Below are 20,699 nucleotides of genomic sequence, written 5' to 3'. Positions count from 1 at the left end.
CTGTGGGAAGACTGCGGCATAAGCAACGGTGGTTAGGGCCGCGCGGCCAGACCGTTGACCAGCATATCGGCGATCACATCGGCGACCGCCTCGGGGGCGAGGTCGTCGGTCCACACACCGTAGCGCAGGCCCAGGAACACGTTCATCCCCATCACCGCCCAGGCATGGACTTCGGATACGTCGCTGCGGATTTCGCCGCGCGCCGCGCCCGCCTTCAGGCGCACCGCGATCCGCTCGGCGGTGGTCGCATAATGCAGGTGAAAGGATTCGGGATCGACGAATTCGGCTTCGTCGATGATCCGGTAGATTTCCTTATGCCCGCGCACAAAGGCAATGAATTCGAGCAGCCCGGCGCGTTCCGCCGCAATCTGGTCTGGGGCGGCGCGAATCGCCGGGGCGACGCGCTCGCGCACCTGATCCGACATGTCGCGCACCAGCGCGCGGAACACCGCGTCCTTCGAATCGAAATAGGTGTAGAAGCTGCCCAGCGCGACGCCGGCGCGGCGCGTGATGCCGCTGACCGAGGCTTCGTGGAACCCGCGCTCGCCAAATTCGATCGCCGCGGCGTCCAGAATGGCGCGCAACGTCTTGCGGCCGCGCTCGGTCCGTGGGGCTTTGCCCGCGCTTGCCGAATCGTCGAGACGCACAGCGTAGCCGCCCGCAGCCGGAGCGCCCGATTGCGCCGGGTCGGCTGTTGCCACCGCGCCACGTTTGGCCGCCATCCGATCGTCCTCCCCAATTCCCAAGTTGAAACCTGGTTCATGTTTCAGTAAAGCGAGAATCACAGGCGCACAACCCGGATGCATATCGGGCCATGTGGATGCGCCGCAGGAGGGGAAAACCGATGACACGCCTGAATTCCGTGCGCTTGTTGCTCAGCGCCAGCGTCGCGCTCGCTGCCATTGCCGCCGTGCCTGCCATGGCCCAGACCGCCCCCACACCAACGACAGCAGAACCGGAAGCGGTGGCGGAGAGCAGCGACATCGTCGTGACCGCGCGTCGCCGTGCCGAGACCTTGCTCAACGTGCCGATCGCGGTGACCGCCTTCAGCGCGGATCGGCTCGAGAAGACCGGCGTGGTCGATTTGACCGACATCCAGAACGTCACCCCCAACACCACGCTGAAGGATGCGCGCGGGACCAATTCCACGCTCGCCGCCTTCATTCGCGGCGTCGGCCAGCAGGATCCGGTGCCCGGGTTCGAGGCGGGCATCGGCATCTATCTCGACGACGTCTATCTCAACCGGCCGCAGGCGGCGGTGCTGGATGTGTATGAAGTCGATCGCATCGAAGTGCTGCGCGGGCCGCAGGGCACGCTCTACGGCCGCAACACCATTGGCGGCGCGGTCAAATATGTGACCAAGCGCCTGGCCGATGTGCCCGAGGCGAGCTTCAAAGCGAGCTATGGCTCGTTCAATCAGGCGGACGGGATCATCAGCCTGTCGACGCCGGTCGGGCCGCTGTTCAAGATCGGCGTATCGGGCGCGCGGCTGACGCGCGACGGTTTCGGGCGCAACACCAACCTCAACATCGACAATTATAACAAGGACGTCTGGGCCGGGCGCGGCACGATCGAGTTTGCCTCGCCCGACGGGCGGATGTCGCTGCGGCTGACCGGCGATTATACCGAGGACAAATCGAACGCGCGCAACGGTTCGCGGTTGATCACCAGCTTGGCCAGCGCGACGCCGGTTCAATCCAATCCGTTCGATACGCGCGCCGGGCTCAACAGCCCGCGTCAGAATATCCAGGCGGGCGGGCTGTCGCTGGTGGCGACCGGCGAACTGAGCGATCATCTGACGCTGAAAAGCATCAGCGCGTTCCGCAAGGACCGCTCCTTCACGCCGATCGACTTTGACGCACTGCCTGCGGTCGATGTCGATGTGCCGGCCGTCTATCGCAACGAACAGACCAGCCAGGAATTCCAGCTCGCCTATAAGAGCGACAAGCTCAACGGCCTGGTCGGCTTCTATTATCTGGGGGCGAAGGCTTCGACCGGCTTCGACGTGCTCCTGTCGACGACGCTCCCCAACTTCGACGCCTATACCGCAGGCGACGTGCGGACCGAGACGAGCTCGATCTTTGGCGATTTCACTTATGATTTCACGCCGCAATGGAGCCTGTCGCTGGGCGGGCGCTATACTTGGGACCAGCGTGAGTCCTATATCTTCAAGGCCAGCTATTTCGGCGTGACCTCGGAATTCGGCGGCAATCCGACGCTGGTCGGTGCGCCATCGACCAATTTCCGCGGCACCGCCAATTTCAAACGCTTCACCCCGCGCGCCTCGCTGAGCTTTAAGCCGACCGCCGACCATCTGTTTTATGCGTCTTATTCGGAAGGCTTTAAGGGCGGCGGGTTCGATCCGCGCGGGTCGGGCACCTCGGCCCCCGACGTCAATCAGGATGGCGTGCGCAGCTATCAGGAAATCTACAACTATCTGTTGTTCAAGCCCGAAGTGGTGAAGAGCTATGAGGTCGGCTGGAAGGGCGCGCTGTTCGACAAGCGCCTGACCTTCGCGCTCGACGGTTTCTATTCGGACTATAGCAATGTGCAGGTGCCGGGATCGGTCGGCTGCATCATCGGCGGGGTCCAGTCCTTCTGCGGCATCACCACCAACGCCGCCAAAGCGACGATCAAAGGCGTTGAACTCGAATCGAACGCGATCCTCGCGCGAGATTTTGCCGGGGCCGGGTCGAACGTGACGCTGGCCGGGACGCTCGGCTATATCAGCGCCAAATATAAGACGTTCATCGGGCCGACCGGCACCGATGTCGCCAATGTCCGCGTGTTCCAGAACACGCCGGACTGGACGCTGTCGGGCACGCTCGGTGCCACGCTGCCGGCCGGGCCGGGCAAGGTCAACGCCTCCACCACGGTGTCGTATCGCAGCCTGACGCACCAGTTCGAAACCGCCAGCCCGTTCCTCGACCAGCCGGGCTATGCGCTATGGGATGCGCATTTGACCTACACCTTCGGCAAGGGGCGCTATTCGATCGGCGTCCATGCCAAGAACATCACCGACAAGCACTATAAGACCTCGGGCTACCAATATATCCGCACCGATCTGGCCGGGAATCCGATCAATCTCGCCAACGTGGCGGTGCCGAATGGCCCCTATGTTCCGACGCTGGGCAAGGAAGGGATTGCAACCGCCTTTTACGGCAATCCGCGCCAGGTGTTCGGGACGATTACCGCGAAATTCTGAATCGCGGCGGTTACAAACATGCGGGCCGGGCACTCGACACAGGGTGCCCGGCCCTTTTTACGATTGAGGGCAGGCAGCATGACCACCGACACCCCCCGCCCGGCAAACCGCGCGCTCGTCCTGGCGATGCTGCTGCTGGTCTACACCTTTAATTTTCTTGATCGGCAGATTCTGAGCATCCTCGCGCAGCCGGTGAAGGCATCGTTGGGGCTGACCGATACGCAACTCGGGATGCTCGGCGGCCTGGCCTTTGCCGCGCTCTATTCGACGCTGGCGATCCCGCTCGCCTTGCTGGCGGATCGCACCAGCCGGTCCTGGGTGATTGCGCTGTCGCTCGGCGTGTGGAGCGTGTTCACCGCATTGTGCGGCACCGCGCAGAGCTTCGGGCAGATGTTCGCCTTTCGCCTCGGTGTCGGCGTTGGCGAAGCGGGCGGGGTGGCACCCTCTTATGCGCTGATCGGCGATTATTATCCGGCCAACATGCGGGCGCGGGCGCTGTCGATCTATTCGCTCGGCATCCCGGTGGGCGCGGCGGCAGGGGCCCTGCTCGGCGGCTATATCGCGCAGACGGTCGAATGGCGCAGCGCGTTCCTCGCGGTTGGGGTGGCGGGGCTGCTGCTCGCGCCTGCGTTCAAAGCGATTGTGCGCGATCGCCCGCGCGCGGTGGCACCGGTGGATCAAGTGCCGATCACCCATGTCTTCGGCATCCTCGCCGCCAAGCCGAGCTTCTGGCTGCTCGCCTTTGGCGCGGCAGCGGGGTCGATGTGCGGTTATGGCGTCGCGTTCTGGCTGCCGAGCATGATCATGCGCAACTACGGTCTGGGCTTGAGCCAGACCGGGCAGTTCTTCGGCGCGCTGCTGCTCAGCGGCGGGGTTGCGGGCATTGTGCTGGGCGGATGGTTGGGTGACCGGCTCGGCGCGCGCGGGCGGCGCTGGTACGCGCTGTTTCCGGCGATCTGCTATGTGGTGGGGACGCCGCTGTTCATCGCCGGGGTATTGGCCGAATCGTGGCAGGCGGCATTCGCCTTGTTCCTGCTGCCACAGGCGCTGGTCTATGTCTGGCTCGGCCCGGTCTTGACCGCGGTCCAGCATCTCGTCCCGGCCCATATGCGCGCGACCGCCTCGGCCAGTTTCCTGCTGATCAACAATTTGATCGGGCTCGGGCTGGGTTCCTGGGTGATCGGCGCGCTGTCGGATCATTTGACGCCGACCTATGGCACCGATGCGCTGCGCTACGCGATTGCGACGGGCCTCTGCCTGTATCTGGTCGCCGGAGCGTTGATGGCGCTCGCCAGCCGGTTTCTCCCGCGCGACTGGGTGGAGTGAGGGCAGGGTCTTGCAAGCTTAGGGGGCCGATGCCTCGTCTCATTAAAAGGGGCACCTCGATCACCGCAGAATTTACCTCAGTCGCCAGTTATCTCACCTTCATCATCGGGAAGTTTGGCCTTGACGCGGCTGCGCCGCGCATCACGTAAAATATCCTCGATCTCGAAGAGTAGCGCACGCCCCTGGTCGGTCTTGCCGTTGGTATCGTCCTGATCGGCGGCGAACAGCGCCTTCGCGCGCGCCGCGAGATCGATCAGCGCAGCGTAGCGCTCTTCCCCCAGCTTTTTCCGGACGATGTCAAACCCTTTGACCAGCGTGTCGAACTCGCTGTCGATGTTCCGATCGGGGAAAACGAGCGTTCGGTCGAGAAAAGTGGGGGCATGTAATATCATTGATCCAAGCTGATCGTAAATTTCGCTGAGTGACGCCGGGATGTACGGCTTTGGATTGAAGTAGGGGTTAGGGCTCATCGTTTCGTCTCCGGGCGGGAAAGAACATAGGTATGATCGATACCGAGCTGACGAGGACGGATGATCACGACTCGGCTCGGTCGAAAGTCAGTGTTGAAAAAGCCGCGGACTTGGGGCGTTCTTAGCGTCTTGCGCGTCAAAGTAACGTCGAACGCAACGTCTTTAACGCGCGCGTCTGGTCGCCGATAGGTGAGGTCATTGCCGGAAGTGTCGTCTTCCCTCCGGTTTACCCGCACAGGCCCCTGCCCGCTTGAGACGATGCCCAATTGACTATAGCGCACGCGAAGATCTCGCCGAACTTCCCGATCGACGTAGTTTCCTACTGCCTCTCTGTCCGAGAGTCTCGGGGTCAGGCGGCCAGCCTTGAGCAACGCAAGACCATCGCTATACGCGCCGTCAGCGCGTTGCTGCACAAAACGCAGTGTTTCGACCTGGAGTGGACCATAGTCACCCTTCACCCGCGCAAAGGCTGCGGCGCGTTGGAAGCGCAGATCGTCGACCTTTGCGCTTAGGCCTTGGACCGTCACGATCGGCATTCCAAATGCGTCGGTCGGACCAATCTCATCGTAATGCCAGTTTGGATCGATCGCCTTGATTTGGGATATGAGGTGCCTGGACTGATCCTGAAGAAACTGCGCCATCGATTCATTCGCAGGTCCGGTAAAATCGAACAGAGTATCCGCGACCGCAATCAGCGCGCCTCCAGGAGCATTTTGTAGTCCTGGAAACGACTGTTCCAACGTCATTGGGATTTCGAACGCTCGACTGTTACTGCCTCGCGCCGGTTCCCGTTCCGCTTCTGAGGTAGCCTGCGCTGTTTGTTGGCCGCCAGGGGGGGCTAAAGGGTTTCCTCCGGCGGTTCCGCCCGTGCGGAAGGTGAACCTCCCGTTCTGCCGATCATGATACGGATTGAATTTGAATTCTACGCCGTTCGCGTTGCGCACAGAGGGCAATCGGCCGGTTCTTAACCAGCAGGAAAATGCTCGTCGCCGCTCAGCTGTTGATATTTCCATTTGTGCCACCCCCGTTGGAGAGGTTGGAACATATCAGCAACATTTTCCAACATTGCAAGCGCTACATCATGATTGCTTGCCTGCCGCCTTCCAAACAGTCCGCTGCAGGGACTATAAAAAATTCGGCACTTTAAAAAGTGGTGCGGCCGAGAAGACTCGAACTTCCACGGGCTTTCGCCCACAACGACCTCAACGTTGCGCGTCTACCAGTTCCGCCACGGCCGCACGTAACATCACCGGGCACGCCCGGCAGCTGGTAGGCGAGCGCCCCTAGCAAAGCATCGCGGCGGGCGCAATGCCTATCGCAATCGGGATGATGCGCGTAGCAGGCCCGGATGCCCGTTGCCCAACTCCCAACCCGCTCCGACCGATGCGTTGCGGAGACGCGGCGTATTCTCACGCTGGCATGGCCGGTGATGCTGACCAGCCTCAACTGGACGATTTTGAGCGTCACCGACATTGTGGTGGTCGGTTTGACCGGCACCGACCAGGTCGCCGCATTGGGCGCGAGTCGCGCGCTGACCTTCGTGACGATCGTCGCCGGATTGGCGTGGTTGTCGGGTACTTTGGTGTTCACCGCGCGTGCCGATGGCGCGGGCGACCTGCCGCGTACGGGCGCGACGCTGCGCGAAGGGCTGGTGCTGGCGCTGGTGCTGGGCGCGCTGGGTGCGCTCGGTTTCGGGCTGTTTGCCGAAGTGATGTTGGGCGGCATTGGCGTCGCGCCCGCTTTGGTGGGGCCGGCGGCGCGCGTCGTGCGGGTGATGGCATTGTCCTATCCATTCCAACTCACGACGATCGCGGCGAGCTTCTTTCTGGAGGCGATTTCGCGGCCACGCCGGGTGATGGTGGTCAACCTTGCGATTCTGCCGCTCAACGCTGTGCTGGCCTGGGCGTGGTCGGGCGGGCGTTTGGGGCTGCCCGCTTTGGGGGCGGTCGGAGCGGCTTCGGCTACGGCAAGCGCCTCGCTGATCGGCGCGGTGGCGATGCTGGCGGCAGTGTGGACGACGGACACTGCGCGGGCGCGCGGGGTGCGCGATCTTTCGCGGCGGGCTTGGGGGGCTGCCGTGCCCGGTGCCATGCGGCTGGCGCGCTTCGGGATCGTGCCCGCAATCGCGTCGGGCCTGGAACTGGCGGGCTTTTCGATTCTGATCGCGCTGTCGACCGATTTCGGCCCGGTGACCGCGCACGCATTCCAGATCGTCTTCTCGGTCCACAACGTCACCTTCGGGGTCGCGTTGGGGCTGGGATCGGCGGCGGGGGTGCGCGTCGGCAATGCAGTGGGCGAGGGCACCCCTGCGCTGGCAGTGCCCCGCACGCTGATCGCGGCTGCGCTGGCGGCCTTGTTCACGGGCTTGCTGGCGATTGTGATCGTGGTGGCGCGTTGGCCGATCGTCGCGGCGTTCCCGGCGGCCGCTGGCGTGCATGCGGTGGCGCTGGCGATGCTGCCGATCTGGGCACCGTTCATTCTGTTCGACGGCGTGCAGGTGGTGTTCGTCTATGCGCTGCGGTCGCTCGGCGACCAGATTGCGGCGGGGGTGAACAGCATCATCGCGTTCTTCGTCGTCACCGGCGGGGCGGGGTGGCTGTTCGTGCAGGCGGGCGTTGGGCCGCTTGGGCTCGTCTATGCCTCCGGGCTAGGGATGGTGGCCGCCGCACTTCTGCATGGCGGTCGCTTCGCCTGGATCAGTGCGCGGCTTCGCCCGAAAAACTGAGCACCAGCTCCTGCGCGTTGACCGGCACATTCACTTGGGCTGAGTTGAACTGGACTTGGCCCTTGGGCGGCAGCGTGGTCGCTTCCGGCCGGATGATCCAGCTGAACACGATCCGCTTCTGCGCATCGCGCAAGTCGGCGCGGATGTCGGGGATCGGCTGGCGGGTGTCGGTCGGGTTGAGCACGATGCCGCTGACCGCGAAAATCTCGTTGCCGTTAAAGGTATGCTGGTCGACCGGCTTGCTGACGATTTTCAGCGGCGTGCCGGTTGCCGGGCGAAACAACTGGCCCGCCAGCCCGGGCAGGTCGGAATAGAAAACCAGCGCTGCTGCCGCGAGCATGGCGATGCCAGCCGCGATCGCCGCCACGGTCCAGCGCCGCGCCGGGTTGCGGCGCGGGCGAAACGGCGGCTCGTGCGCGAACGCATCGTAATCGTCATAGGATGCGGTCGCTGCGCTGGCCGCCGGTGCCGAGACAGGTTCCGGCGGAGTCTCGACCGCCGCCTCCGTCCGGGCCGCGACGGGCGGCGGCGCGATCGGGGCCGCTTCGGCCCGCGCAACCAGATCGAGCACGGGGGCGCCCGCCTGGAACCAACTGTGCTTGCAACTTGCGCACCGCACGGTCCGCCCATCCGCCCCGATGGCGGAATCCGGGACGAGGTAACGCGTGTGGCACTCGGTGCATTCGAGGATCATGATACGGCTTTGGCCCCGTTACCGCCCTGTGGCAACGTATCTGCCGAATCTAAGCCCAGGCAGCCGGGCTAGGCAAGCCTTTCGCAAGTCGATCATGCTGCCCGCGCTTGTGGCGGCGCGCCGGATCGTGCGATGCAGGCGCAGGGCATTGATTAGAGAGCGAGCAGCACGCGCCACATGGCGAATATCGTCCAGTTCGAGAATGTGGGGCTACGCTACGGCACCGGCCAGGAGACGCTGTCCGACGTCAGCTTTACGCTGTCGACCGGGGCATTTTATTTCCTGACCGGCGCATCGGGGGCGGGCAAGACGTCGCTGTTGAAGCTGCTCTATCTGGCGCAGCGCCCGACGCGCGGCAGCATCCGGCTGTTCGGCGAAGATGCGGTGACCTTGCCGCGATCGCGCTTGCCGGGCTTCCGGCGGCGGATTGGGGTGGTGTTCCAGGATTTCCGCCTCGTCCCGCATCTCTCGGCCTATGACAATATCGCCTTGCCGCTGCGCGTGTCGGGCGTGCCCGAAAGCGATGTCGAGGCGCCGGTGCGCGAGATGCTGGCCTGGGTCGGGCTCAGCGACCGCGTCGACGCCAAGCCGCCGACGCTGTCGGGCGGCGAGCAGCAGCGCGTGGCGATTGCGCGCGCGGTGATTGGTCGCCCGGAAATCCTCGTTGCCGACGAGCCGACCGGCAATGTCGATCCCGACATGGCGGAGCGGCTGCTGCATTTGTTCGATTCGCTCAATCGCCTCGGCACGACAGTCGTGGTCGCGACGCACGATTTCCACCTGCTCGGGCGCATCCAGAAGGCGCATATGATGCGGCTCGATCATGGGCGCTTGCTCGATCCGACCGGTTCGCTGCGCTTTCCCCCGCCCAACGCGCCGGGCGGCAGCGAATGAGCGTGAAGGTGATTGCAACGGCGGCGGACCGGCGCTTGCTCGACGAAAGTCGCGGCACGCGGGCGATGACGTGGATCATGGCGATCATGCTGTTTTTAACAGTGCTGGCGGCGGCGCTGGGGCTGGGTACGCTGGGCGCGGCGGCGTTGCTCGACCGGCAATTGGCCGGGCGGTTGACGGTGCAGATTGTCGAGGCGGTGGAAAGCAAGCGCCTCGACCAGACGCAGCGCGCGCTAGCGGTGCTGCGCACCGATCCGGTGGTAACCCGTGCGGTCGAGGTCGATCGCGCCAAGCTGACGACGCTGCTGCGCCCGTGGCTGGGGGCGGATGAGGCCGATCCCGATTTGCCGATTCCGGCGATGATCGATGTCGATCTCCGCGCCGCCAGCGATGCGGCGGTGGCGCGCGTGCGCGACGGCGTGCGCGCGGTTGCCCCCTCGGCGCGGATCGACCGGCATGAAAGCTGGATGTCGCCGGTGCGCAGCTTCATGGGGATGGTCACGCTGCTCGCGGCGGGCCTGGTGTTGTTGATGGCGGCGGCGACCGCGGCGGTGGTCATCCTGGCGGCGCGCGCGGGGCTGGAAACGCACCGCGACACGATTGAGGTCCTGCACATGCTGGGCTCGACCGATGTGCAGGTCGCGCGGCTGTTTCAGCGCCGGATTGCGCTGGATACGCTGATTGGCGGTGTGCTTGGCACGATCGGGGCGGTCGGCGTGGTGCTGCTGGTCGGCTGGCAATTGACGACATTGGGCTCGGACCTTTTGGGGGGGCTTTCGCTTGGCACCCGCGATTGGGTGTTGCTGGGCGCGTTGCCGTTCGCGTTCGCGGTGCTGGCGACGCTGGCGGCACGGCAGGCGGTGCTTGGCGCGCTTGGACGCTATCTGTGATCGCGCGGGTTCTCGGGGTGCTCGCCTTGCTCTGGATGCTGGGGTTTGCGGTGTTTCTGGCGACGATGCCGGTGCCGCTCGCTGGTCCGCGCACCGACGCGATCGTCGTGCTGACGGGCTCGGCCGGGCGGATCGATCGCGGTCTTGCGCTGCTGCAAGGGCATATGGCCAAACGCATGTTGATCAGCGGCGTCGCGCCCGAAGTCCGCCCCGCCGAACTGGCGCATGAATATCGCGTCAGCCCGGCTTTGTTCGCCTGCTGCGTTGATTTGGGCCATGAAGCCGTCGACACCCGCTCCAATGCCGACGAGACGGCGGACTGGGTGCGCACGCATGGTTACAAGACGGTGCGGCTGGTGACCTCTGATTGGCATCTGGCGCGGGCGCGGCTCGAATTGGTCAATGCGCTGGATGGCGACGCCACCGTGTTCGGCGATGGCGTACCGAGCAGCCCGCGTTATGCCGTGCTGATCGGCGAATATAACAAACTCATCCTGCGCAAGGCCGCCTTGCTGATCGGGGCCGTCACGTGATCGCTGTGCGCAATTGGCTGTTCCTGCTGGTGTTTTACGGGGGCTCGGTGCCGATCGTGCTGACCTCGCCGATCTCGGCGCTGTTCGGCTGGCGCGCGATGGTGGTGCATACGCATTTCTGGACGCGCTTCCATGGCTGGGCGACGCGCACGATCCTTGGCATTCACCAGAATATCGAAGGCGCTCGCTTTGGGGATACGACCGGGCCGGGCCATATCGGGGGCGTGCCCGTGCTCTATGCCGCCAAGCACCAGGCGATGTACGAAACGCTCGAACTCGGGCGGATGCTGCGCAACCCCGCGATCGTGATGAAGCAGGAATTGACCGACATCCCGGTATGGGGCTGGGCGGCGCGGCGCTACGGCGTGATCGTGGTGGACCGCGAGGCATCGGCGGGCGCGTTGCGGCGCATGTTGCGCGAGGCGCGCGCCGCGCTGGCCGAGCACCGCTCGATCCTGATTTTCCCTGAAGGGACGCGCGTTGCGCCCGGCGAACAGCCGCCGCTGCGCGCGGGGTTCGCCGGGCTGTACCAGATGCTCAAAATCCCGGTGGTGCCGGTGGCGATCAACAGCGGGCTGGTCTGGCCGAAACACGGGGCCAAAGTGCCGGGGGTCGTAACGTTCCGCTTTGGCGACCCGATTCCGCCGGGTCTGCCGCGCGCCGAGATCGAACGGCGCGTCCATGCGGCGATCAACGCCTTGGATACGCCGCAAACCTAGCACCGCAGGCGCTTCTAGTCGTGCGCGCGTCCGAAGTCCGGAGCCGGATCGTCTTGCCCCTGTTCGATAATGCCGCGCCGCACCGCGCGTGTCTTGGTGAACAAATCGAACAGTTCGTCGCCTTTGCCCCAACGGATCGCGCGTTGCAGCGCGGTCAGATCCTCCGAGAAGCGCTGCAGCATGTCGAGCACCGCCTCGCGATTGGACAGGAACACGTCGCGCCACATCGTCGGGTCGGACGCGGCGATGCGGGTAAAGTCGCGAAAGCCACCGGCCGAATATTTGATGACTTCAGATTGGGTAACTTCCTCCATGTCGGACGCCGTGCCGACGATGGTATAGGCAATCAGATGGGGCAAATGGCTGGTAATGGCGAGCACGCGGTCATGATGGTCGGGGGCCATCGTCTCGATTTCCGCGCCCAATCTGCGCCAGAATTCGGCAACGCGCGCGATGGCGAGCGGATCGGCATGCTCGGGCGGGGTGAGAATGCACCAGCGTTTGTGGAACAGCGTCGCAAAGCCTGCTTCGGGCCCGCTGCGCTCGGTCCCCGCAACGGGGTGCGCGGGAATGATCGTGGCCCCGGGCAGCGCTTCGCTCAGCGCGCGCAGCACTTCGGCTTTACAACTGCCGACATCGCTGACCACGGCGTCGGCGGGCAGATCGGCGGCGAAATCAGCGGCGGCTGCCCCCATCGCGCCAACCGGAACGCACAGGATGACGAGGTCGGCGTCGATCACCGCCGCACCGCTGCTATCGGCGACATCGTCGAACAGCTGGAGCTGATCGGCGATAGCCCGAACCTCAGGGTCGGCATCATAGCCGGTCAGCCGGACGGTCGGCATCGCGGCGCGCGCCGCGCGGGCGATCGAGGAGCCGATAAGACCGATACCGATGATCGTGATGCGGGCAAAGGGCAGCATGGCGTCGCGCATGGCGGATGCTCATTCCAATGGCAAGCTGGCGTTGTCCGCCTGGCCTGCTAGGAGGCCGCGTGGGGAGATAGGAATGCGGGGAAGTGAAACGGTCTGGCGCGCGATGGCGATGGCACGACAGGCCAATCTTACCGACGCCCATCTTACGGCACCGGTTGCGGGGGAAACAGGCGAGACGCGGCGCGCGGTTTTAGCGGCGCTCGCGGCGGCGGGGGCGGCGAGTGCGTTGCCGCGCCCGGCCATGGCAGCGACCCCCAGCGCCGGGCCGGTGGCGATCATCGGTGGAGGCATCGCCGGGTTGACCGCTTTGTGGCACCTCACCTGCGCCGGGATCGACGCGCGTCTGTATGAAGCGCGCGCGCGGCTGGGCGGGCGCGTCTATACCGCACGCGAGCCGGGCAAGCCGACGTTCGAAGCAGGCGCGCAGCTGGTCAATACAGACCATGCCGATATGCATGCGCTCACCCGCGAATTCGGTCTGGCGCTGATCGATCGCAAGGCCACGCCGCACCGCACGATGATCCTGGCCGACGGCAAGGAAGTGCCGGAGAGCAAGCTGGCGGCGGCCTTGCGCGGGATTGCCGGGCAAATCGACGCCGATTCGGTGCGGATGGACCAGGATTATGCGCGGGTCGGGCCCGAGCTCGATGCGCTGAGCTTTACCGATTATCTCGACCGGCATGCCGATCTGATGCCCGAACCGTGGGTCCGCCGCCTGATCGAGGCGACCGCGCGCACCGAATATGGGGTGGAACCGGATGACGCGTCGGCGATCGAACTGGTGTTCAACTTGCCGACGGTCAAAGGGCGGCGGATCGACGTTCTTGGCCGCAGCGACGAGCGCTATCTGATCTCCGGCGGCAGCGGCGCGTTGATCGATGCGATGGCGGCGCGTCTGTCGGCCCGCATTCAGCTCAACCGCCGCGTCACCCGGATCGATCCGTTCGGGGCGGGGGTTCGCTTGGTGTTTGCCGATGGCAAGACCGTTGATGCCGCCAACGTGATCGTGACGACCCCAGCCTCGATCACGCGCAACATCGATTTTCGCGTGCCGTTGCCGCCCTTGTGGACGCGCTTCATTGCCGAGGTGGGGTTGGGGATGAACATGAAGGTCCAGGTCGGGATGACGGCACGCCCGTGGGATGCGGTGGTCGGGCGCGGTGGCGACATCTGGCAAACCAATGCGCGCGCGGGCGTGGCAAGCGGCTGGGACGGCAGCGTGCGCGGCGGCGGCGCGTCGGGTGATATGTGGACGTGGTTTTTGGGCGGTGCGCAAGTGGCGGCGGCCGACCGACCCGAGCCGTTATCGCTGACCGCCAAATATGCCGTCCAGGCAGAACCCGGCGTGCCCGGGATGCTGGCCGCGACGGGGCCATTCGTGCGCCGCACCAACTGGCACCGCGATCCGATGGCGATGGGGGCCTATGTCAATTTCCGGCCGGGCCAATTGACGCGCTTCGGGCGGCTGATCTGGACCGAGGTCAATGGCATTGTGAAGCCGCCCGTGGGTGCCGGCCCCGTTCTCTTCGCGGGCGAACATCTCTCCGACGCATATCCTGGCTATATGAATGGCAGCGCCCAGACCGGACGCCTCGCCGCCTCAACCATCATCGCGAGCCGGGCGCATGCGCGACGCTTGAGTTGATCGCCGCATGATCCTAACCAGCGCGCAATGACGGAAGATGCGCGTTTCGGGCTTGCCCGCCATGTACGTTTGCCCGGGCCGCTCAGGCTCGATGGCGGGGCGCTGCTGTCGCCGGTCGAGATCGCTTACGAAACCTACGGTACGCTGAACGCCGATCGCAGCAATGCGGTGCTGATCTGCCACGCGCTGACCGGGGATCAGCACGTCGCCTCGCCGCACCCGGTGACCGGCAAGCCCGGCTGGTGGGCGCGCATGGTGGGCCCGGGCAAGCCCGTCGATCCGGCGCGGCATTTTGTCATCTGCACCAATGTGATTGGCAGTTGCATGGGGTCATCCGGCCCGGCCACGATCAACCCGGCAACGGGCACGCATTGGGGCATGGCCTTTCCGGTCATCACCATTCGCGACATGGTGCGCGCGCAGGCGCTCCTGCTGGATCATCTCGGCATTGCCACGCTGGCGGCGGTGATCGGCGGATCGATGGGCGGGATGCAGGCGCTGAGCTGGCCCGCCACCTTCCCCGATCGCGTGCGCGCCGCCGTGGTGATCGCCTCCACGGCGCGGCACAGTGCGCAGAACATCGCGTTCCACGAAGTTGGCCGACAAGCGATCATGGCCGATGTGAAGTGGCGCGGCGGTGCCTATTATGAAACGGGCGATCCGCCGGCGGCGGGGCTCGCCGTGGCGCGCATGGCGGCGCACATCACCTATCTGTCAGAGGCCGGCCTGACCGAAAAGTTCGGGCGGCGCTTGCAGCAGCGGCCCGATCGGCCCGATGGCGCGATCAGCTTTGGTTTCGATGCCGATTTCCAGATCGAAAGCTATTTGCGGCATCAGGGCATCAGCTTCGTCGACCGGTTCGACGCCAATTCCTACCTCTATATCACCCGCGCTACCGATTATTTCGATCTGGCGAGCGAGCATGGCGGGCATCTCGCCAACGCTTTTCGCGCGACCAAGGCGCGCTTTTGCCTGGTCAGTTTCGATACCGACTGGCTCTATCCGACCCCGGCCTCGCGCGCGATCGTGCACGCGCTTAATGCAGCGGGTGCGCCGGTCAGCTTCGTCGAACTGTCGAGTCCGTACGGCCATGACGCCTTTCTGCTCGACGCACCCGAGATGAACCGCGTGGTCGACGGGTTTTTGAGGGCGGGGGCATGATCGAACTGTCAGACGACACGGCGTTGCTCGACGTGGCCCGCGTGCATGGCTGGCTCGCCTCCAGTTATTGGTCGCCGGGTATCGCGCGTGATCTGGTCGAGCGCGCCATCGCCGGGTCGCATTGTCTCGGTGCGTACCGGGATGGGGTGCAGCTTGGCTATGCGCGAGCGATCACCGATTATGCGACCTTCGCCTGGATCGCCGACGTGTGGGTCGACGATGAGGCGCGCGGTGCCGGGCTCGGGCGGCGCATGGTGCAATGGTTCGTCGATCATCCGCGCTATCACGGCATCCGCCGCATCGCCCTGGTCACACGCGACGCGCACGGCGTTTACGCAGCACTTGGGTTTAACGCGCCGATCCGACCGGAAAACTATATGGAACGGTTCGATCCAACCTTTGCCGCGAGCCTGCGCGCATGACATTGCGTCCGGATCTTGCGATCATCGCCGACCATGTCGCGCCGGGCAGTCGCATTCTCGACGTTGGCTGCGGCGATGGCGCGCTGATGGCGGCGCTGCGCGATAGCAAGGGCGTCGATGCGCGCGGACTGGAGCTGGATTCGGCGAATGTCGCGGCGGCGGTGTCGCGCGGCTTGTCGGTGATTCAGGGTGATGCCGATATCGATCTCGCCGATTATCCCGATGCGAGCTTCGATTACGCGATCCTAAGCCAGACCTTGCAGACCGCACGCCGCCCCGACGTCGTGCTCGATCATTTGCTGCGGGTCGGTCGGCAAGCGTTCGTCTCCTTTCCCAATTTCGCCCACTGGCGCGTGCGCATGTCGCTATTGTGGGGCGGGCGGATGCCGGTGACGCGGCTGCTGCCGGAGCAATGGTTCGATACCCCCAACATCCACCACGTCACGATCGAGGATTTTCGCGCGTTCGTGAAGGCGCGCGGGATTGAGGTGCAGGGTGCCTGGTTCCTGTCCGGCGATCAGCAGACCGGATCGGTGCAGGCGAACTTGCTGGCCGAACATGCGGTGTTCAAATTGGGTGGGGTCGTCCGAAAGGATTGAGCGAGATCAAGGAACCATCACCCCCGATACCGGGTTAGATAGTCCCAAACCCCCAATGCGAATGAAAAAAACGCCATGCCCGCCACCGCCCTGATTGTCGAAGACGAGATTTTTGTAGCGCTCGACCTCGAACGCATTCTGGTTGATGCCGGTTATGCGGTGAAGGCGATTGCGGCGGACCGCGACGGCGCGCTCGACGCCGCCAGCGACTGCAGTTTCGCGCTGGTGGATATCAATCTCCGCGACGGCCCGACCGGACCCGAACTGGCCCGCACGCTGGCGAAAGATTATGGGGTCAAGGTCGTGTTCGTTACCGCCAATCCCGGCCAGATCGCGCATCCGAGCGGGGCGCTCGGCTATGTCCGCAAGCCGTTCAGCGAAGCGGCGATCCTGGCTGCGGCGGCGATCGCCAGCGCCTCGGCCGAGGTCGACACCGTCGCCGCCGGCGACTTCGTTCCGCTCACCAGCTAAGGCTCAGTTCCGGCGCAGCGCCGGATTGGGAATGGTGATGGCCACGCGGAGCCCATCCGGTGCCCAACGCTGGTCGATCGTCCCGCCCAATTGGCGCACGACGCTCAGTTCGATCAATTGCGAGCCGAACCCGGTCTTGGTGGGAACCGTGACGGCGGGGCCGTCGCGCTCCTGCCATTCCAGTACCGCGTGTTCGCCATCGCGACGGGTCGCGACCTCAACCACGCCAGCGTCGCTCGACAAGGCCCCATATTTCATCGCGTTGGTGGCGAGTTCATGGAACAGCAACGCGAGCGGGGTCGCCGAGCGGTCATCAATTTCGAAATCGGCACCCTGCACAAAGATGCGAGGGGACGTTTCGGGCTGATAGGGCAGGAACAGCTCGCTCAGCAGACCATGCAGGCTGTTCTGCGACGCCGACGGGCGCGACTGCGCACTGTGCGGCCGCACGAAATCATGCGCGCGGCCGAGCGCCGTGACACGCTCGCGCAAGTCGCTGGCGATCGGGCCAAAACCGGGGTTGCTGCGCGCGGACAGGTTGATCAAACCCGAAATCACCGCGAAGATATTCTTGATGCGGTGGCTCAGCTCGTGCGCGACGATTTCGCGCTGCTCGCTGGCTTCCTTTTGCTCATGGATGTCGGTGCAGGTGCCGAACCAGCGAACGATCGTGCCGCTCTCGTCATACATGGGCAGCGCGCGGCCGAGCGTCCAGCGATATTGGCCGTCGGCGCGGCGCAGGCGATATTCGATCTGATATGGCGCGCCGGTTGCCAGCGATTCTTGCCATACCGCCCAGGCGCGATCCTGGTCGTCCGGGTGAAACATGCCGTTCCATTCCGCACCATCGGTCGAGCCAACCGGCATTCCGGTAAATTCATACCAGCGGGCATTGTAATAATCATGGAAACCGTCGGGTCGGGTTGACCAGACCATTTGCGGCATCGTGTCGGCGAGGACGCGAAAGCGCCCTTCGCTATCGTCGAGCGCAGCGCGCGATTGCGCGGCGCTCCGGTTGTCGCTCAGTCGTGCCAGAACGTCGGCGGCAAGCACGCGTAGCCCCTGACGCTGAAGATCGCTCAGGCCAGCGCGCGGTGCCGTATCGATCACGCACAGCGCGCCGAGCGGGAGCCCGTCGTCGCGGACAAGCGGCACGCCCGCGTAAAAGCGAATTCCAAGCGGGCCGGTAACCAGCGCATTGTCGGCAAAGCGCGGATCGCGCGTCGCGTCTGGCACTTCGAGCAGATCGTCGAGCACCATCGCGTGCGCGCAAAACGAGGTTTCCCGCGGAGTCTCGGTCGCCTCGACCCCCGTTCGCGACAGGAACGTCTGGCGGTGCTCCTCGACGATGCTGACCAAGGCAATCGGGGCGTCGCATAGTGCCGCTGCAAAATCGGTGATCCGCTTCAGGGCGGCGTCGTCGCGCAGCCCTTCCAACCCATATTCGGCGATGGCAGCTGCGCGCGCGCGTTCGTCATTCCGCCAGCCCGAGCTGTTGGACATGGCGGGAGAGGGGGAGTCAGTCATTGCAGAGCGTAACGCGGCGGCGCGCGTTCGGTTCAGAACGGCACGTCGTCGTCGAGATCGTCGGCAAAGCCGCCGCGCGCCGCGCCGCCACCGGCCGGGGCCCCGCCGCCGCGCGACCCACCACGATTGCCGCCACCATAGCCGCCGCTGGAGCCGCCACCGAAATCGTCATTGCCGCCGAAATCGTCGCGCGGTCCACCGCCGCCGCCGCCACCGCCGCCCGAACCGGGCGCACCGTCGAGCATCGTCAGCACGCCGTTAAAGCCCTGCAGCACGATCTCGGTCGAATATTTGTCGGCACCGCTGGCGTCCTGCCATTTGCGCGTCTTCAGCGCGCCTTCGATATAGACCTTGGAGCCCTTGCGCAGATAGCGCTCGGCCACGCCGCCCAATGCTTCGTTGAAGATCGCGACCGAATGCCATTCGGTCTGTTCCTTGCGCTCGCCGGTATTCTTGTCCTTCCACGTTTCCGACGTGGCGATGCGCAGGTTCACGACCTTGCCGCCATTCTGGAAGGTGCGGCTTTCCGGGTCGCGCCCGAGATTGCCGACGATGATTACCTTGTTGACGCTGCCGCCCGCCATAGTCTGTTCCTGCGCTGTCCGGGGCTAAAGCCCGAGTCCGATGGCGGCCCAATAAACCGCTCCTGCAGCGATGTAGGCGAGCGCGAACAAATAGCCAACCATGAAGGCAGGCCACTTCCAGCCATTGGTCTCCCGTCTTGTGACAGCAATCGTCGAGATGCATTGCGGCGCGAAGACGAACCACATCAGGAAAGCGAGCGCGGTCGGCAGGCTCCAGCGCGCGTGCAGCGTCTGCGCCATCTTGGCCTCATCCTTGTCGCCTGTGGTATCAATGGCATAGACCGTGCCGAGCGCCGCCACTGCGACTTCGCGCGCCGCCATGGCCGGGATCAGCGCCAGCACGATGTCGCGGTTGAAGCCGATCGGGCGGAAAGCGGGTTCGATTCCATTGGCAATGCGCCCGGCGACCGAATAATTGACCGCCGAGACGGGGCTGCCGTCGGGCGGCTTGGGGAAGCTGAGCAGCGCCCACAGCACGATCGTGGTGAAGGCGATGGTCGTGCCCGCGCGCTTCAGGAAAATCTCGGCACGGCTCCACAGGCCCAGCGCCAGGTCGCGCGCGCGCGGCAACTGATATTTGGGCATTTCCATCATGAAGCCCGACGACGCGCCCTTGGTCACCGTGCGGCGCAGCACCAGCGCCACGACGAACGCCCCGACCACGCCCATGATGTAGAGGCCGAGCATCACCAGCCCCTGCAAGCCGACGAACGGCAGCACCTTGGTGTTGGGGATCAGTGCGCCGATCACCAGCGTGTACACCGGCAACCGCGCCGAACAGGTCATCAACGGCGCGACCAGAATGGTGGTCAGCCGGTCCTTCTCATCCTCGATCGTGCGCGTCGACATGATGCCGGGCACCGCGCAGGCGAAGCTCGACAGCAGCGGGATGAACGCGCGGCCCGACAGACCGACGCTCGCCATCACCCGGTCCATCAGGAAGGCAGCGCGGACCATATAGCCGCTCGCCTCCAGCACCAGGATGAAGAAGAACATGATCAGAATCTGCGGCAGGAACTTCACCACCGCGCCGACGCCGGCGATGATGCCATCGGTGATGAGCGAGCGCAGCACCGAATCGGGCATCGCGCCCTTCACCTGGGCGCTCAGCCAGTCAAACCCGGCGGCAATCGCGTCAGCCGGGTCGGCCCCTGCATAAAACACCGCCTGGAACATCACGAACAGGATCGCGAACAGCAGCATCAGCCCAAAGATCGGGTGCAGAGCGACCGAATCGAGCGCGTGCGTCCAGCGCCGCACCGGGGCCTCCGATACCGTCGCGGCGGCGGCTATCTTGCGCGCGCGGCGCTGCAGCGTGACGATGTCCTCGCCGATCGTGCCATTGCTCGGCCGCAGCCGGATCGCCGCACCTTCGTCGATGATCGTTCCGAGCTTCGCCTTCAACTCATCGAGCCCGCGCCGCCGCACCGCCACCGTCGCCACAACAGGCACGCCGAGTTCGGTTGACAGCCGTGCCGGATCGAGCGTCAGCCCGTCGCGTTCGGCCAGATCGAACATGTTGAGCGCCACCACCACCGGCAGCCCGAGCGCGATCAATTGCAGCGTGAAGCGCAAATGATTGTCGAGATTGGAGGCATCGACCACCACCACCAGCGCATCGGGCAAGCGCTCGCCGACTTGCGTGCCGGTCACGAAGTCGCGCGTCACGCGCTCGTCGGGGCTCGACGGTTCGAGGCTATAGGCACCGGGCAGATCGACCAGATCGACGATGCGGCCATCGGGCAGCGCCAATTTGCCCGAATGGCGCTCGACCGTGACGCCGGGATAATTGCCGACCTTCTGGCGCGCGCCGGTGAGGACATTGAACAGCGCGCTCTTGCCGGCATTGGGATTGCCGACCAGCGCCACCAAGGGCGCGGCACCGGGGACGGGGGGCAT

At 65.0% G+C, this 20,699-nt stretch carries 20 protein-coding genes and 1 tRNA gene; 12 read left to right on the top strand and 9 right to left on the bottom strand.

Annotated features, from left to right (window positions below):
* Positions 1-32: 32 nt before the first annotated feature.
* A complete protein-coding gene (locus ON00_RS11395; RefSeq protein WP_010405888.1) occupies positions 33-722 on the bottom strand; it encodes a TetR/AcrR family transcriptional regulator in 690 nt (229 codons plus the stop codon).
* A 122-nt stretch (positions 723-844) separates the two neighbouring features.
* Here ON00_RS11395 and ON00_RS11390 point away from each other — a divergent pair, with 122 nt between their 5' ends.
* Together ON00_RS11390 and ON00_RS11385 are read left to right on the top strand one after the other, a co-directional pair.
* Entirely contained in the window at positions 845-3,205 is a 2,361-nt protein-coding gene (locus ON00_RS11390) for a TonB-dependent receptor (RefSeq protein WP_010405887.1), read from the top strand.
* Positions 3,206-3,283: 78 nt separating this feature from the next.
* Positions 3,284-4,531: a spinster family MFS transporter gene (locus ON00_RS11385; protein ID WP_010405885.1), complete on the top strand. Its 1,248-nt coding sequence runs from the start codon at positions 3,284-3,286 to the stop codon at positions 4,529-4,531.
* Between the two features lie 77 nt (positions 4,532-4,608).
* Here the strand turns inward: ON00_RS11385 and ON00_RS11380 are convergent, their stop codons facing one another.
* From ON00_RS11380 to ON00_RS11370, 3 genes are all read right to left on the bottom strand, one after another.
* Positions 4,609-5,001 (bottom strand): hypothetical protein, encoded by a 393-nt coding sequence (locus ON00_RS11380; RefSeq protein WP_010405884.1) that lies wholly within the window; start codon positions 4,999-5,001, stop codon positions 4,609-4,611.
* A complete protein-coding gene (locus ON00_RS20225; RefSeq protein WP_154651316.1) occupies positions 4,998-5,747 on the bottom strand; it encodes a hypothetical protein in 750 nt (249 codons plus the stop codon). The genes ON00_RS11380 and ON00_RS20225 overlap by 4 nt, the downstream gene beginning before the upstream one ends.
* A 405-nt stretch (positions 5,748-6,152) precedes the next feature.
* A tRNA-Leu gene (locus ON00_RS11370) sits at positions 6,153-6,239 on the bottom strand.
* A gap of 110 nt (positions 6,240-6,349) precedes the next feature.
* Here ON00_RS11370 and ON00_RS11365 point away from each other — a divergent pair.
* Entirely contained in the window at positions 6,350-7,726 is a 1,377-nt protein-coding gene (locus tag ON00_RS11365; protein WP_029622733.1) for an MATE family efflux transporter, read from the top strand.
* On the opposite strand, the gene ON00_RS11360 is transcribed toward ON00_RS11365, so the two are convergent.
* Complete coding sequence (locus ON00_RS11360) at positions 7,698-8,420, bottom strand: MJ0042-type zinc finger domain-containing protein (RefSeq protein ID WP_010405881.1); 723 nt, start codon at positions 8,418-8,420, stop codon at positions 7,698-7,700. The genes ON00_RS11365 and ON00_RS11360 overlap by 29 nt on opposite strands.
* Before the next feature lie 177 nt (positions 8,421-8,597).
* Here ON00_RS11360 and ftsE point away from each other — a divergent pair, with 177 nt between their 5' ends.
* From ftsE to ON00_RS11340, 4 genes are read left to right on the top strand one after another with little or no spacing between them, the layout of a single operon-like run.
* On the top strand, positions 8,598-9,314 hold the full coding sequence (gene ftsE / locus ON00_RS11355) for a cell division ATP-binding protein FtsE (RefSeq protein WP_010405880.1): 717 nt from the start codon (positions 8,598-8,600) through the stop codon (positions 9,312-9,314).
* The gene (locus ON00_RS11350) at positions 9,311-10,204 is read left to right on the top strand and encodes a cell division protein FtsX (protein ID WP_010405879.1); all 894 of its coding nucleotides are present in this window, start codon (positions 9,311-9,313) and stop codon (positions 10,202-10,204) included. Before ftsE ends, ON00_RS11350 begins: the two co-directional genes overlap by 4 nt.
* Positions 10,201-10,737, top strand: coding sequence for a YdcF family protein (locus ON00_RS11345; protein WP_010405876.1), 537 nt, complete (start codon positions 10,201-10,203; stop codon positions 10,735-10,737). The genes ON00_RS11350 and ON00_RS11345 overlap by 4 nt, the downstream gene beginning before the upstream one ends.
* Positions 10,734-11,456, top strand: coding sequence for a lysophospholipid acyltransferase family protein (locus ON00_RS11340; RefSeq protein WP_010405875.1), 723 nt, complete (start codon positions 10,734-10,736; stop codon positions 11,454-11,456). Before ON00_RS11345 ends, ON00_RS11340 begins: the two co-directional genes overlap by 4 nt.
* A gap of 14 nt (positions 11,457-11,470) precedes the next feature.
* Here ON00_RS11340 and ON00_RS11335 read toward each other — a convergent pair whose 3' ends face one another.
* Positions 11,471-12,379: a prephenate/arogenate dehydrogenase family protein gene (locus ON00_RS11335; RefSeq protein WP_029622732.1), complete on the bottom strand. Its 909-nt coding sequence runs from the start codon at positions 12,377-12,379 to the stop codon at positions 11,471-11,473.
* 85 nt (positions 12,380-12,464) lie between these two features.
* Here ON00_RS11335 and ON00_RS11330 point away from each other — a divergent pair, with 85 nt between their 5' ends.
* The 5 genes from ON00_RS11330 (at position 12,465) to ON00_RS11310 (ending at position 16,689) form a co-directional block, all read left to right on the top strand.
* The gene (locus ON00_RS11330; protein ID WP_010405873.1) at positions 12,465-14,036 is read left to right on the top strand and encodes a flavin monoamine oxidase family protein; all 1,572 of its coding nucleotides are present in this window, start codon (positions 12,465-12,467) and stop codon (positions 14,034-14,036) included.
* A 27-nt stretch (positions 14,037-14,063) separates the two neighbouring features.
* Positions 14,064-15,197 carry a homoserine O-acetyltransferase MetX gene (gene metX / locus ON00_RS11325; RefSeq protein ID WP_010405872.1) on the top strand — a complete coding sequence of 378 codons (1,134 nt, stop codon included), beginning with the start codon at positions 14,064-14,066 and terminating at the stop codon, positions 15,195-15,197.
* On the top strand, positions 15,194-15,619 hold the full coding sequence (locus ON00_RS11320; protein WP_010405871.1) for a GNAT family N-acetyltransferase: 426 nt from the start codon (positions 15,194-15,196) through the stop codon (positions 15,617-15,619). Before metX ends, ON00_RS11320 begins: the two co-directional genes overlap by 4 nt.
* Positions 15,616-16,218 (top strand): methionine biosynthesis protein MetW, encoded by a 603-nt coding sequence (gene metW / locus ON00_RS11315; RefSeq protein ID WP_010405870.1) that lies wholly within the window; start codon positions 15,616-15,618, stop codon positions 16,216-16,218. Before ON00_RS11320 ends, metW begins: the two co-directional genes overlap by 4 nt.
* 75 nt (positions 16,219-16,293) lie before the next feature.
* Positions 16,294-16,689, top strand: coding sequence for a response regulator (locus ON00_RS11310; protein WP_010405869.1), 396 nt, complete (start codon positions 16,294-16,296; stop codon positions 16,687-16,689).
* A gap of 3 nt (positions 16,690-16,692) precedes the next feature.
* Here ON00_RS11310 and ON00_RS11305 read toward each other — a convergent pair whose 3' ends face one another.
* Genes ON00_RS11305 through feoB form a run of 3 tightly spaced genes read right to left on the bottom strand, consistent with a single transcriptional unit; the run spans position 16,693 to position 20,699 of the window.
* Positions 16,693-18,192 carry a PAS domain-containing protein gene (locus tag ON00_RS11305; RefSeq protein WP_010405868.1) on the bottom strand — a complete coding sequence of 500 codons (1,500 nt, stop codon included), beginning with the start codon at positions 18,190-18,192 and terminating at the stop codon, positions 16,693-16,695.
* A 56-nt stretch (positions 18,193-18,248) separates the two neighbouring features.
* Positions 18,249-18,800 carry a single-stranded DNA-binding protein gene (gene ssb / locus ON00_RS11300; RefSeq protein ID WP_010405866.1) on the bottom strand — a complete coding sequence of 184 codons (552 nt, stop codon included), beginning with the start codon at positions 18,798-18,800 and terminating at the stop codon, positions 18,249-18,251.
* Positions 18,801-18,824: 24 nt separating this feature from the next.
* Positions 18,825-20,699 carry a ferrous iron transporter B gene (gene feoB / locus ON00_RS11295; RefSeq protein ID WP_211207121.1) on the bottom strand — a complete coding sequence of 625 codons (1,875 nt, stop codon included), beginning with the start codon at positions 20,697-20,699 and terminating at the stop codon, positions 18,825-18,827.

Origin of the sequence: Sphingomonas echinoides ATCC 14820 (genome assembly GCF_000241465.1) — a bacterium.
Taxonomy (GTDB): domain Bacteria; phylum Pseudomonadota; class Alphaproteobacteria; order Sphingomonadales; family Sphingomonadaceae; genus Sphingomonas; species Sphingomonas echinoides.
Note: the sequence above shows the minus strand (reverse complement) of the source record. Positions and strands in the feature narration are given on the sequence as shown.

Coding starts and splice junctions, on each gene's coding strand:
- ON00_RS11395 (WP_010405888.1), bottom strand. CDS start 722: ATGGCGGCCAAACGTGGCGCGGTGGCAACAGCCGACCCGGCGCAATCG.
- ON00_RS11390 (WP_010405887.1), top strand. CDS start 845: ATGACACGCCTGAATTCCGTGCGCTTGTTGCTCAGCGCCAGCGTCGCG.
- ON00_RS11385 (WP_010405885.1), top strand. CDS start 3,284: ATGACCACCGACACCCCCCGCCCGGCAAACCGCGCGCTCGTCCTGGCG.
- ON00_RS11380 (WP_010405884.1), bottom strand. CDS start 5,001: ATGAGCCCTAACCCCTACTTCAATCCAAAGCCGTACATCCCGGCGTCA.
- ON00_RS20225 (WP_154651316.1), bottom strand. CDS start 5,747: ATGACGTTGGAACAGTCGTTTCCAGGACTACAAAATGCTCCTGGAGGC.
- ON00_RS11365 (WP_029622733.1), top strand. CDS start 6,350: ATGCCCGTTGCCCAACTCCCAACCCGCTCCGACCGATGCGTTGCGGAG.
- ON00_RS11360 (WP_010405881.1), bottom strand. CDS start 8,420: ATGATCCTCGAATGCACCGAGTGCCACACGCGTTACCTCGTCCCGGAT.
- ftsE (WP_010405880.1), top strand. CDS start 8,598: ATGGCGAATATCGTCCAGTTCGAGAATGTGGGGCTACGCTACGGCACC.
- ON00_RS11350 (WP_010405879.1), top strand. CDS start 9,311: ATGAGCGTGAAGGTGATTGCAACGGCGGCGGACCGGCGCTTGCTCGAC.
- ON00_RS11335 (WP_029622732.1), bottom strand. CDS start 12,379: ATGCTGCCCTTTGCCCGCATCACGATCATCGGTATCGGTCTTATCGGC.
- ON00_RS11330 (WP_010405873.1), top strand. CDS start 12,465: ATGCGGGGAAGTGAAACGGTCTGGCGCGCGATGGCGATGGCACGACAG.
- metX (WP_010405872.1), top strand. CDS start 14,064: ATGACGGAAGATGCGCGTTTCGGGCTTGCCCGCCATGTACGTTTGCCC.
- ON00_RS11320 (WP_010405871.1), top strand. CDS start 15,194: ATGATCGAACTGTCAGACGACACGGCGTTGCTCGACGTGGCCCGCGTG.
- metW (WP_010405870.1), top strand. CDS start 15,616: ATGACATTGCGTCCGGATCTTGCGATCATCGCCGACCATGTCGCGCCG.
- ON00_RS11310 (WP_010405869.1), top strand. CDS start 16,294: ATGCCCGCCACCGCCCTGATTGTCGAAGACGAGATTTTTGTAGCGCTC.
- ON00_RS11305 (WP_010405868.1), bottom strand. CDS start 18,192: ATGTCCAACAGCTCGGGCTGGCGGAATGACGAACGCGCGCGCGCAGCT.
- ssb (WP_010405866.1), bottom strand. CDS start 18,800: ATGGCGGGCGGCAGCGTCAACAAGGTAATCATCGTCGGCAATCTCGGG.
- feoB (WP_211207121.1), bottom strand. CDS start 20,699: ATGCCCCCCGTCCCCGGTGCCGCGCCCTTGGTGGCGCTGGTCGGCAAT.